Source organism: uncultured Clostridium sp. (assembly GCF_934754915.1).
Taxonomy (GTDB): Bacteria; Bacillota; Clostridia; order Clostridiales; family Clostridiaceae; genus Clostridium.
Genome location: NZ_CAKVKB010000003.1, coordinates 22224 through 35425, shown reverse-complemented (window position 1 = coordinate 35425; position 13202 = coordinate 22224). Strand labels below are relative to the sequence as shown.

The window sequence follows — 13202 nt, the reverse complement described above, 5'->3', positions numbered from 1 at the left end:
CCTATAATTCTACATAGTATCCATCAAATACAGGACCATCTTTGCAGGTTCTCTTATTACCATCTTTAGTCTTACATGTACATACTAGACAGGCACCAACTCCACATGCCATGTGCTTTTCCATAGAAACATATACTTTTACATTCTTTTCTTTACACATTTCAACTACTTTTTTCATCATGATTTCAGGACCACAGCATAATACTGTATCATATTTTTCCACATCTAAAAGATCTGTTACAAATCCTTTATGTCCATATTTACCAGTATTTGTTGATATCTTTATATCATTGACATAAGGCTTAAAATCATCAATCAGATAAATTTCATCTCTGAATCCAGAATATAAATCTATAACTTCACTATTGTTTTTTTCTCTAAGTCTTTTTGCAAGTTCAAACATAGGTGCAGTACCTATTCCTCCTGAAACTAATGCCACTTTTCCATAATCTTTACTTAAATCAAATCCATTTCCAAGAGGACCAGTTAAATTAATTTCATCATTTTCTTTAAGTTTAGAGAATTCTTTTGTTCCATTTCCAACCACTGCATATAAAAATGTAAGTCTGTCTCCATCTTTTTCACATATGCTTATTGGTCTTGGCAAAAGTGTTGTTCCATTAAGTTTTAGCATGTAAAATTGTCCAGCATTGATTTCACCTGCATCTTTAACCACTAATTTATATATATCTTTTGATACTTCTTCATTTGAAATAACTTTTGCACTTCTATATGTAACAGCCATCTTAAACCTCCATATTTTTACTATTTATTAACAGCATTCTTTATAGCATCTCTCATCTTTATAGCTTCTTCTCTTGCACATACTGCAAAATCTTCTGCAGGTCTGTTTAATTTTTTATACGCAAGGAGTATTCCTCTTGATGAATTGACAACTCCGCCATTTCCATTATTTAAATATAAAGCAACATCCTCCGCTGTTCCGCCTTGAGCTCCATATCCAGGTATCAAGAAAAACATGTTGCTGTAATTAGCTCTTATTTTCTTTCCTTCATCAACATGAGTACATCCAATAACACCGCCTATAGCAGTATATCCACATTTTCCAGTACAGTTTTCAGCCATCTTTGTAATCTTATCTGCAACTACTTCATAAACTTTCTTTCCTTCTGCTGTATCTATGTATTCAATATCTTCAGCTCCTGGATTTGATGTTCTTACCAAACTGAATACACCCTTTTTACCACTTTCTAAATATGGCATATATGGCTCTATACTGTCCATTCCCATATAAGGGCTTAACGTTATAAAATCTGCTTCAAAGTCTCCTTCAAAATGAGCTTTTGCATACATTTTTGCAGTAGCTGCTATATCTCCTCTTTTTATATCCGCTATTATTATTTCATCTTTTTCTCTTAAATACTCAAGGGTTCTCTTATATGCAGTAAGACCTTCAAGTCCTAATGCTTCGTAATATGCAATCTGAACTTTAAAACATGCTGCTACATCATATGTAGAATCTATTATTTGTTTATTAAATTCAAATATGGCTTCTCCTGGAGTTCTTCCTTCTTTTATATAATCTGGAATATAATCTAATGCTGTATCAAGTCCAACACATACAACTCCTCTTTTTTCTACTCTGTCATATAATTTATCAATAATATTATTTGTCATTTTAAAGCTCCTTACGTTATATTTTAAATCTATGTCAATTTTATCAATCATAAAATGCAAAGTCTGCAAATTATCATATCACTATCTCTGCAGATCTTTTAACAATTAGTTTTTCTTATATTTAATAACTCCACCCTTGATAGTTGCTAAAATTTCTCCATAAAACTCCATTCCTTCAAATGGGGTATTTTTTCCCTTAGATAAAAATTCTTTGCTATCAACTTTTATCTTTTTATCTAAATCAACAAGAACCAAATCTCCTTCAGTTCCCACACTTACTTTTCCTTTATTCATTCCTAAAAGTTTTGCACCATTAAAAGACATAAGTCCACTTAACTTGTTTATTGATATTCCGTTTTCCCTTACAAGTTTTGTGTAACATATTGGGAATGCAGTTTCAAGTCCAACCATTCCTGGCGAACCATTTTTCTTCTCTTCTGCTGTATGCGGTGCATGGTCAGTACCTATTGTATCAACCATTCCAAGCTTTATTGCTGAAATTATAGCTTCTACATCTTCCTTTTCTCTTATTGGTGGATTTACTCTATAATCATTTATATCTCTTGTAAGCCCTATATGATGAGGTGTAACTTCTAATGTAATATTTGCTCCGCTCATTTTTCCATCTATTATATATTTTATACACTCTTTAGTACTTACATGACACATATGTAATCTTGCCCCAGTAATTTTAGCAAGTTCAACGTCTCTTAAAGTCATCATATTTTCAGCAATCCTCATATCTACTTTTGAAAACTCTGGAGACTCTGCATGAGACATTATGACCCAGTTATTTTTCTTTGCAATCTTCATCGCTTGAAGCATAGTATTAGAATTTGCAACTCCTACACCATCATCTGAAATTGCTCTTATTTCAGGATCATCTTTTAATTCTTCAAGATGAGTCAGTGTAACTCCATCAAAATCCTTTGTTACTGAAAGACATTGATGTACATCAATTAAATCTAATTCCTTACTCTTATTTCTAACATACTCCAATGTTTCTTTTGATGAACATATAGGTTTTGTATTTGCCATAAGACACACTCCTGTGTATCCTCCTCTTAATGCTGCTTTTGAACCTGTTTCAATATCTTCTTTCCATGTAAATCCTGGATCTCTAAAATGAGTATGAGTATCAACAAATGATGGCATAAGAACTTTTCCTTCTGCATCTATTGTTTCAACATTTTCCTTATTAATTTTTTTCCCTATTTCATCTATTAATCCATCTTTTATGTAAACATCACCAGTGAAATCTTGAAATGCATCTATTATTCTTGCATTTTTTATCAATAATTCCATAATAACCTCCTTATATTAACTTATTGCTATTTATATAAATCTTTTCACAACATCATCTTTAATACTACTATAATCTAAATTATAGTCTTGTTATTGTATCACAATACTCACATCTATAACGTCCATTTTCTTTGTCAACAAGTATGAATGAATGAGGTACATACTCTTCAAATTTTGTTATACAGCTTGGATTCTTACATTTTATTATATTTTGCACTCTTTCAGGAAGTGTTGGCTTTATTTTATTTACTATAGCTTCATTTTTAACTTCACATATTGTAACTGTTGGTGAAAGCAATCCTAATACTGTATAATCAAGCTTTTCACAATTTTCAATTTTTAAAATGTCCTTTTTACCAAGTTTTTTGCTCTCTGCATTTATTATAAGAGCAACACTATAATCACTTTTATCAAGCTGAAGATAATTAAATATCTTTACGCCCTTTCCTGCTTCAATATGATCTATTACTATTCCATTCTTAATGCTAGTTATTTCCAACATTTACATCACCCCCAAAAGTTTTATCATAAGAGCCATTCTTACGTACATCCCATATTCAGCCTGCTTGAAATAACATGCTCTTTCATCGTCATCTATTTCATATGATATTTCATTAACTCTTGGAAGCGGATGCATTACAATCATATCTTTTGATGCCATATCCATTTTAGCCTTGTCTAATATATAACTATCCTTAAGTCTTAGATATTCTTCCTCATTAAAGAATCTTTCTTTTTGAATTCTTGTCATATATAAAATATCAAGATTACCTATAACATCTTCAAGTTTTTCTACTTCAACATATTCCATATTATTCTTTTGCAATATTTCTTCTCTTATATATTGAGGAATTGCAAGTTCTTTAGGCGATATCAACACGAACTTATTTCCAGAATATCTTGACATAGCTTTGATTAATGAGTGTACTGTTCTTCCAAATTTTAAATCTCCACATATGCCTATTGTATGATTATCTAATCCATTTTTTAAACTTGTTATTGTGAGTAAATCAGTAAGAGTCTGGGTTGGATGCTGATGTCCTCCATCACCTGCATTTATGATTGGAACTCCTGCATAAAGACTTGCAACCTTTGCTGCACCTTCTTTAGGATGCCTCATTGCAATAATGTCTGAATAAATTGATACTATTTTTATAGTATCTGCAAGTGTTTCGCCTTTAGAAATAGATGTTGAATTAGGTTCTGAAAATCCTAATATCTTTCCTCCAAGTCTCATCATTGCTGCTTCAAAACTTAATCTTGTTCTTGTACTTGGTTCATAAAATAATGTTCCTAATATCTTTCCATCACATATGTGTGAGAATTTCTGAGGATCTGCCATAATCTGATGTGCGAGTTCAAAGATCTCATTCAGTTCTTCAACTGTAAAATCCATTGGTTCTATTAAATGTCTTATTTCTTTTGTCATTTTTATCACTCCTTCTTAACCTCTCTGTGTTAATTTAAAGGTAGGAAATTATAATAAACATTAACTTTTATGTATAATTTTTATAAAAAAAATCTTCCTTAATCAAAGGAAGACACAATAATCCTGATACATAAAATATTGTCATATAACTTCCTTATTGATCTCTCTGAATCAAATTAAAGGTTATTCTTTGTGTAAGAATAACACTTATTTTTTATTGTGTCAATATAAATATTGTTTATTGATAAAAGAGAGATTCCTTTAACCCAGTATATATTTCAATTAATAATATACAATTGACGGTTTACATTAAATAAAAAGTATGAATATTCCAAAAAAGACTCCTTAATTTGGAGTCTTTTCTTTTAACTATTAAAAATTATTCATAACTGAATCCCACATCATTTTACCACATTTAGCTAATGTTACAGTTCCATAAACACTATTTGGAATTCCCATTGATAAAACTGTAAATGTAAATGCTCCTTTTTGTAAGTGTAAAAGCGCTGTATCATTTTCTACACCACTCTTATCTCCTGTCTTACTTGAAATTTCATATTTTAAATCATCTGGAATATATAATGCCAACTTATTTTTCATCTGTTGTCTTTGTAATATATCTATAAGCATAGTGCTATTTTTCTCATTTAAAAAATCTGCATTGTATAAATGTTTCCATATTTTAGATAAATCTAATGCACTTGTTATGTTTTCAATACCATTACTCAAAGCTCTTTCATCAGAAGTCTTTCTGTTAAGCTTTGTATTCTTTAATCCTAAACTTTGAATATCTTCATTGATAGTATCCATTCCAACAATATCTATTAATTTATTTGCTGCTGTATTGTCACTTTGAATAAGCATAGCAACAAGTAATTCAAAAAAAGTATAGTCCCTATTATCAAATTCATGAATTATTCCTGTTCCATATACTTTATCCTCTTCATTAATTGTTATTTTATCCAAGAATGAACCTTTACCATCTTCTACATATTTAATAGCAGAAACTGCAATAGGAAGTTTCATACATCCAGCACTTGTCATTTGAGCATTTTCATTATATCCATAACAAAATCCACTTTGTAAATCTTCAAAGAAAAATGCATATGTTCCAATTCTTGTTTCTAAATACTTCTTTATTTCTTTCATCATACCCACCACTTTCTAAAATACTAATTAATGTCACTAGGCATATTATATCCTTAATGTTAATTATAACAGATATATCTTATTCGTTAAAAACTTCTAATCAGCAAATGATATTCCTATTTTCTTTGCAACTGTAACCAATTCTCCTTCTGGATCTACATTTTTATTATTTCCAATTACATTTTCAAGACTGTCATAAGTTATTTCATTTCCTTTTAAGCATACCATACTTCCAAACTTACCTTGATTTATAAGTTCTACTGCTGCTACTCCATATCTTGTTGATAATATTCTATCAAATGTACATGTAGTGCCTCCTCTTTGAATATGACCAAGAACAGTACACCTTACTTCTCTTCCATCTACTAACTTTTCAAGATCATTTGCAAGTTTATTTCCAATTCCACCAAGCCTTATTGGATCAGGGCTATCTTCAACTATTTTAGCTACCATAACATCTCCATCTTTAGGTTTTGCACCTTCTGCAACAACTATAATAGTAAATAATTTCCCTTGTTTTTTTCTATCTTCAATCTTTTCAACAATTTTATTTATATCATATGGGATTTCTGGTATTAATATAACATCGGCTGAACCTGCTATTCCTGATTCTAATGCTATAAAGCCTGCATTTCTGCCCATTACCTCAAGTATCATTATTCTATGATGTGATTCTGCTGTTGTATGCAGTCTATCAAGAGCTTCTGTTGCAACACCAATAGATGTATTAAAACCAAATGTTGTATCTGTTGAGCCCAAATCATTATCAATAGTCTTAGGAACACCTATTACATTAACACCCTTTCTTGCAAAATCTCTTGCTGAAGTAAGAGTTCCATCTCCACCTATTACAATCAGAACATCGACATTTTCCTTTTTCAGATTTTCAACTGCTACATCCGAAACATCTTTTTTTATCTTTTTTCCATCTTCAATAACTGAATAATCAAACAGATTATCTTTATTTGAACTATATAAAATCGTTCCTCCTCTAGGTAAAAGACCTGATACAGTTGATAAATCAAGTTTCATAAAATCATTGTTATAAAGTCCTCTATACCCAAATTTATATCCAATAACTTCATAACCATAATTTAAAATTGCTGATCTTGTCACTGCTCTTATTACTGCGTTCAGACCGGGGCAGTCTCCCCCTCCTGTTAATAATGCTATTTTCTTAATCTCTTTCTTCATCTTAATCCCCCTATACCATAATCTTTTTCAACAAATTTTCATTATTTTCTGAATATTTGTCTTAAACCTTCTCACATCCCATATATTTTTTTAATAGAAAATCATATTAAGTATACGATTACTTCTACTAATTTTATGATATCATAAACTTTAATCGATGAAAAGTACAAATTGACAATATATTCTTTATTATATATTTTTTGATATATGAATTTTTAAATTTAATCTTCTTAATAATTATATTAAGACTTTTTATATATATACATATTACAATTAACAATGGAGAATTGATAATGAATGATGGAATCTTTTCAAGATTTCGTTAACTATTATGTAATTTTATTATCTGAGGATTTTTCATATTAGTATAATTCTCAAAAATAATAAATATACATTATGTCAAATATAAACATGTATATTATATGTTGATTTTAACTATATGGATTTATAATTATGAAATATCCATATTTAATAATATTATTATTAATTAATTTCATTTTCAGAATACATATAGATTTTTATATTTATAGCAACATATTCGTAAATAAAAATACAGCAGCATTTATATTATATATGGAAAATTTAAAAAGATATAACAAACATCCTTTTAAATTTTCCATATATAAATATAAAAACCACTGTAATGTATATTTTATGCTGATAAATCCATGCCTAACAACATTAATATTACAAATATTATTCCGACTCCTACTCTATACACTGCAAATACTCGCATAGGTCTCTTTTTTAAGTATGCCACAAATTTTTCCATAACAACTATAGAAACAACAAATGCAACAATAAATCCAATTACTAACGTAACCCATAGTGTTAATGTCATCTGAGAATAATCAAATTTCAGAAGATCAAGCCCGCTTGATCCAATCATTGCTGGTATTGCAAGAAAAAATGAAAATTCTGCTGCAATCGGAGTAGATAATCCTGCAACCCATCCCCCCATAATTGTTGATGCACTTCTTGACATTCCAGGCCATGAAGCCAATATCTGAAATACACCTACTTTTAAAGCCTGCATTGGAGTTATGTTATCAATGTTTTTTATAGCATTTTTCTTTCTTCTGAACTTATTTTCTATTACTATTAATAAACATCCTCCAACTATAAGCCCTATGGCTACTGCCTTTACATTAAATAGACTTTTTATTTTACTGTAAAATAGAAGTCCAAATATAAGCATAGGTATGCTTCCCATTATTACATTTATTCCAAAATCAAAACCTGTCTTTCCTTTTTTGCCTTTTGAGAATATATAAGCAAAAAATTCTATAACACTATCTTTAATTTTTTTCCAATATAATACTACAACTGCTAATATTGCTCCAAGCTGAATAACAACTTCAAACATATCAACAAATTCTTTTGGATCATTAAATCCTATAATGCTAGAAGCAATTATCATATGTCCAGTAGATGATACTGGTATAAATTCCGTCAATCCTTCTATAACAGCTATTACTATAGCCTTAAATATAAACAAAAAGTCTATTGCCACACTTTATCACTCACTTTCTTTTTCCTTCTGTTTAATTATAATAATATATTTATTTCTTGTAAATATAATTAAATTTTTGTAATAAATATAACTATTGCTTTTCAATTGTCACACTGCCAACTGTATTGATTCCATCTAAAGATAATTCAAGAACATTAGAACCTTTCTTAAGTTTTACTTCTTTATTTTCTTGAACTTGCTCATACCCTTCTCCATTTACATTTAAATAAAATTCTTTAAGAACACTATCATCTTTAAATGCAGCTACAAGTATTGAATTTTCATTAGAACTAGTTTTCTTTTTATTGTTTGCATCATCTTTTTTCTCATCATCATTAGAAACAGCTCCACATACTAATAAATATGCTTTTTCATCTGAACCTACAAGGGTATCAAATGGACTTCTTTCAAATAATTTTCTTTCTTTTGTAAATACTGTTGGTGCTGCAAAAGTGTCTTTTATTTTATATTCTATTGCAGTATCATTTTTTATATATGTTACATTACAATTACTTCTTTTCTTTTCACAACTATTCTCTATGGATACACTATATGAATCAAAATATTTGCTTATTTTATTTTTATAGTCAAGTTGAGATGTCTCTCCTAAATAAGATATTTTCTTCACATCACTATTTATAACTTCAACTGCAGATAATTTAGTATTATCATCTTCAAAATGTCCACCATCACTTACATCTATCATTACCCATTTATTGTCTTCAGAACTCCAATATTCAATAACATAATATTCAACATCTGAATGATATTTAGAATTTCCTTTTCTAAATACACCAATTCTGTTTTTAATTCCAAGAATATTTATGAAGTCTCTTGTAACAACTGCCATATCCTTAATTGACGATCTATTAGATTGAGTTTTTCTAGATAATATATCATACCCATCATTAAGATTTGTACTTTCAACATCATCAGTTTTTAAAATTTTATTTACAATTTCTACTGCCTTCATAACTTTGTCATAATCAGTTTTGCATTCACTAGCCTGTTCACTTATTTTATACGAAGAGTCTAATGTGGCAAGCTTTTCATTAGGAATCTGTTCATAAAAAAATGCTATATTGTTTTCATTATAAAAATTATTCCATTCTGTAATTTTCACTCCTTTTCCCACCAATAAATTCATTGCTGTTAACACAAGTCCTCCTGCAAGTAGGACACTGCCACATATAATTTTTAAACGATTTTTCTTTAATATATTCATCTTCCTCACCTCTGAAGTGATATTATAATTTATATATGTTCTAAATAATAAAACGACATAACAGTCAAGAAAATCTTAAAAGACTTCAGCATTTATTGTTAATTGCGACATATATACTTTAATAACTCTATTATATTTTCGTACAAATAACAATATACATAAGTTTTTGAAGTAAATTCACATAAAATTATTTAAGGATTATATCTTAATTAAAAAACTTAATTTGATATAATCCTAATAATTTAACTTTAATTATAAAAATTCAATATTAATAAATTAATTTTACTTCTGACACTATCTCATTTTTGTTTGAGGAATTATCCTTTTTTGAAGAATCATATAATACTTTTATTCTGTTATAGTTATCAGTTATTATTGCTTTTTCTGATTCAGATGTTTTTTCATCAATTCCTTCATAAGCTGCCTTAATATTACTCATTGCTCTTGTAACATTATGCTCAGAATAAATATAATAATATGCTGCATCATTTAAAGTTGCAATATCTTCCTTATCAATGTCATAAGCTTTTCTTATCTGATTTATTCCTTCTTCACTTTTTCCAGTTTCTAAATAAACTGCTCCTAATGCTCTAAAATATTTAGGATTAGCTTTATCTAAAGATGTACTGTTTTTGAGAAATTCAACAGCTTCATCAATTCTCTGATTTTTATATTGAATTAATCCCATCTTATAATATATCTCTGCATTATCATTATTTATCTTTGATGCAAGTGTATAATAATATAAACCTTTGCTGCTGTCCTGAAGAACATCTTTATAATATTCTGCTATAGTTATAATGTTGCCAAAGTTAAAAGGTTCTTTGGTTAAAGCTATTCTCAAATAAGGTTCTTCTTCTGACGTTTTATTTTGGCCTAATAATATTGATGGTATTAATGAACTATATGAATTTAAATAATCTTTATTGAGATATATACATCTCTTCGCAGCTTTTATTGCATCATCATATTTTTTTTCATAGTAACATTTAAGAGAATCTGCATATTCAGCTATATATGTACCTTCGTTGTTGTCCATTATATCATCCAATATTTTTTCTGCTGATTTGTTCTCCTTTTGATTTATATTCATCTGAACTTTTGTAAAAAGATAATTATTATTTTCAGCATAATCTTCTTCAAGTTTTTTCATTATTTCATCGGCTTTTGATATATAAGCAGAATCACTGCAATATACTCTTGCTAAAAATAAATCATAAACACTGTTATTTTTATCTTTTTCTTTTAATTTATTTATCTCTTTAATTATAGTATCCTTATTATATTTTGCTGCATCATCTATTGTATCAAGTATAATTATATTATTCTCATCCAATTTATAAGCATTTTCAATCTGCTTTAAACCTTCTTCATAATTTTTTAAAAGCAGATTCATTTTTGCTGCTGTAATTAAAGATGAAGAATCATTCTCAGCTTCTGAAAAGTTGCTTATTATTTTCTTAGCTTCATCTTTTTCATTATTTGCTATATAAACACCAAACATAGCCTTTAATAATTCTGAATCATCTGGATATAAGCCCAAGAAAAATTCCCCGTATTCCTTTGCTTTTTGATATTCACCATTTATAAAAGAATTTATAACAATTCCTTCTGCAAGTTCCTTATCTTTTTCTTCAAATCCTTCAATTCCAGCACTTTGTGTATCAATACTTTTATTTCTTGCTTCATAAGCCTTTTGAATAAATTCATTTGACTTTTTATAATCGCCTTGTATAGAATATACTTCTCCTATTTTCAATGTCCATATTGGCCATTGTTCATTCTGCTGTAATGAATTATATTCTGAAATTGCCATATCATATTTTCCATTTAAAAGTGCTTGGTCTCCATTATTGTCAGTTATAGATACTACTGCATTGTTTTCATCAGTTGCCATAGAAAACTTAACTACAACTGATATAAGTAATGCTATTGCTATATAAATAATAATTAATATCATTGGCATAAAATATTTGCTTTTGGAAATATTCGTATTGCTTTCTTCTATTTTACTCAACCTAAAATCCCCCTCCTCTTTTTATCTGTTTTTTAGCAGATCTATTTAATTTACAAAATAAATATCTATTTTTATTAAATTAAATATATATTACAATATTAAAATTATATTTAATATTTATCATATACATATAAAAATATCAAAGAACTCTTTCAAAGATTTCATTTTTTATTGTGAATTGCAACATAATATAATACTCATCGATTACAATCTGCATTATACTAAAAAACTTTAATTACAAATTATTACTGAAAGTATATGCTAAATTTTATTTTATCAAAAAATTCAATAAAAATCCACTTCTTGTTTTTCTTTGACATAATATTGAATATTTTTCATGAAAAATGCCTCTTACTTCAGATACAGATATTTCTGTTTCTTAAATAAGAAGCATTAAAATAATACTCTAAATATTATACATTAAATCTGAAATTAACTACGTCTCCATCCTGCATAACATAATCTTTACCTTCAAGTCTGAATTTACCATGTTCCTTAGCAGCAGCTTCTGAACCACATTCAACTAAATCATCATATCCTACAATTTCAGCTCTGATAAATCCTCTTTCAATATCACTATGAATCTTACCAGCTGCCTGAGGAGCTTTAGTTCCTCTCTTTATAGTCCATGCTCTTACTTCCTGAACTCCAGCTGTTAAGAAACTCATAAGACCTAATAATCTATAACTTGTTTCTATTAATTTATCTAATCCTGATTCTTCTAATCCATATTCAGCTAACATTTCAGCTTTTTCTTCATCATCAAGACCAGACATTTCTTCCTCTATTTTAGCGCTTACAACCATTACTTCTGAATTTTCAGCAGCAGCATATTCTGAAACTCTCTTTACATAATCATTATTGAAATTTCCATCCATAACATCATCTTCTGATATATTACATGCATATAGTACTGGCTTGTATGTAATTAAAAATAAACTTTTTACAAAAGCTTTTTCTTCATCAGAAAATTCTAATGTTCTTGCTGGTTTATTGGCTTCAAGCTGTTCCTTAATTCTCGCCATTACCCCATATTCAAATTTAGCATTCTTATCACCTGATCTAGCAAGTTTAACTGTCTTTTCCATTCTTCTTTCTAATATCTCTAAATCTGAAAAGATCAATTCAAGATTTATAGTTTCAATATCTCTTATAGGGTCAACGCTTCCTTCAACATGAACAACATTTTCATCATCAAAGCATCTCACAACATGTACTATAGCTGCTACTTCTCTTATATTAGCTAAAAATTTATTTCCTAATCCTTCACCTTTTGATGCACCTTTAACTAATCCTGCTATATCATAAAATTCTATTGCTGTATAAACTTTTTTCTTTGTGTTATACATCTTTTCCAAAACATCTAATCTCTTATCTGGAACACTTACAACACCTACATTGGGCTCAATAGTACAGAATGGATAATTAGCTGATTCTGCACCAGCCTTTGTTATTGCATTAAACAATGTGCTTTTACCTACATTTGGTAAACCTACCATACCTAATTTCATCTATGTACATTCCTTTCACTCATAAGTTTTGCTTATTTTTTATAGTATTTATATTAATTTTTATATAACTTCAATTTAAAAACAAGCATGAAATATTGACACTGGCTTTAAATTTTGACTAAATAAATACATCCTTAAAAATTATACTCTAGATGTCTTTTTATTTCAATATTTTATAAATCAATGATACAAATTACCATGTGTTTTATTTTTTAAATTAC

11 protein-coding genes are annotated in these 13202 nt (G+C 28.5%); all 11 read right to left on the bottom strand.

The window, feature by feature from the left end:
* Position 1 precedes the first annotated feature (1 nt).
* The 11 genes from Q0F58_RS01090 to ychF all read right to left on the bottom strand — a co-directional run bounded on the left by Q0F58_RS01090 (position 2) and on the right by ychF (position 12981).
* Positions 2–745, bottom strand: coding sequence for a dihydroorotate dehydrogenase electron transfer subunit (locus Q0F58_RS01090; protein ID WP_294371340.1), 744 nt, complete (start codon positions 743–745; stop codon positions 2–4).
* A 20-nt stretch (positions 746–765) separates the two neighbouring features.
* On the bottom strand, positions 766–1638 hold the full coding sequence (gene pyrF / locus Q0F58_RS01085) for an orotidine-5'-phosphate decarboxylase (protein ID WP_294371338.1): 873 nt from the start codon (positions 1636–1638) through the stop codon (positions 766–768).
* 105 nt (positions 1639–1743) lie between these two features.
* On the bottom strand, positions 1744–2943 hold the full coding sequence (locus Q0F58_RS01080) for a dihydroorotase (protein WP_294371335.1): 1200 nt from the start codon (positions 2941–2943) through the stop codon (positions 1744–1746).
* A 79-nt stretch (positions 2944–3022) separates the two neighbouring features.
* Positions 3023–3445 carry an aspartate carbamoyltransferase regulatory subunit gene (locus Q0F58_RS01075; protein ID WP_294371333.1) on the bottom strand — a complete coding sequence of 141 codons (423 nt, stop codon included), beginning with the start codon at positions 3443–3445 and terminating at the stop codon, positions 3023–3025.
* Entirely contained in the window at positions 3446–4372 is a 927-nt protein-coding gene (gene pyrB / locus Q0F58_RS01070; protein WP_294371329.1) for an aspartate carbamoyltransferase, read from the bottom strand.
* 372 nt (positions 4373–4744) lie between these two features.
* Positions 4745–5521 (bottom strand): serine hydrolase, encoded by a 777-nt coding sequence (locus Q0F58_RS01065; RefSeq protein WP_294371326.1) that lies wholly within the window; start codon positions 5519–5521, stop codon positions 4745–4747.
* A gap of 96 nt (positions 5522–5617) precedes the next feature.
* Positions 5618–6715 carry a 6-phosphofructokinase gene (locus Q0F58_RS01060; RefSeq protein WP_294371323.1) on the bottom strand — a complete coding sequence of 366 codons (1098 nt, stop codon included), beginning with the start codon at positions 6713–6715 and terminating at the stop codon, positions 5618–5620.
* Between the two features lie 652 nt (positions 6716–7367).
* Positions 7368–8228 (bottom strand): undecaprenyl-diphosphate phosphatase, encoded by an 861-nt coding sequence (locus tag Q0F58_RS01055; protein WP_294371321.1) that lies wholly within the window; start codon positions 8226–8228, stop codon positions 7368–7370.
* A gap of 91 nt (positions 8229–8319) precedes the next feature.
* Complete coding sequence (locus tag Q0F58_RS01050) at positions 8320–9453, bottom strand: hypothetical protein (protein ID WP_294371319.1); 1134 nt, start codon at positions 9451–9453, stop codon at positions 8320–8322.
* Positions 9454–9721: 268 nt separating this feature from the next.
* Positions 9722–11470, bottom strand: coding sequence for a hypothetical protein (locus tag Q0F58_RS01045; RefSeq protein ID WP_294371317.1), 1749 nt, complete (start codon positions 11468–11470; stop codon positions 9722–9724).
* Between the two features lie 413 nt (positions 11471–11883).
* Positions 11884–12981, bottom strand: coding sequence for a redox-regulated ATPase YchF (gene ychF / locus Q0F58_RS01040; RefSeq protein ID WP_294371316.1), 1098 nt, complete (start codon positions 12979–12981; stop codon positions 11884–11886).
* Between the last annotated feature and the right edge of the window lie 221 nt (positions 12982–13202).

Bases quoted from the DNA above. Each gene is read 5' to 3' on its own strand.
- Q0F58_RS01060 (WP_294371323.1), bottom strand. From the start codon at position 6,715: ATGAAGAAAGAGATTAAGAAAATAGCATTATTAACAGGAGGGGGAGAC.
- pyrB (WP_294371329.1), bottom strand. From the start codon at position 4,372: ATGACAAAAGAAATAAGACATTTAATAGAACCAATGGATTTTACAGTT.
- ychF (WP_294371316.1), bottom strand. From the start codon at position 12,981: ATGAAATTAGGTATGGTAGGTTTACCAAATGTAGGTAAAAGCACATTG.
- Q0F58_RS01065 (WP_294371326.1), bottom strand. From the start codon at position 5,521: ATGAAAGAAATAAAGAAGTATTTAGAAACAAGAATTGGAACATATGCA.
- Q0F58_RS01075 (WP_294371333.1), bottom strand. From the start codon at position 3,445: ATGTTGGAAATAACTAGCATTAAGAATGGAATAGTAATAGATCATATT.
- Q0F58_RS01090 (WP_294371340.1), bottom strand. From the start codon at position 745: ATGGCTGTTACATATAGAAGTGCAAAAGTTATTTCAAATGAAGAAGTA.
- Q0F58_RS01050 (WP_294371319.1), bottom strand. From the start codon at position 9,453: ATGAATATATTAAAGAAAAATCGTTTAAAAATTATATGTGGCAGTGTC.
- pyrF (WP_294371338.1), bottom strand. From the start codon at position 1,638: ATGACAAATAATATTATTGATAAATTATATGACAGAGTAGAAAAAAGA.
- Q0F58_RS01080 (WP_294371335.1), bottom strand. From the start codon at position 2,943: ATGGAATTATTGATAAAAAATGCAAGAATAATAGATGCATTTCAAGAT.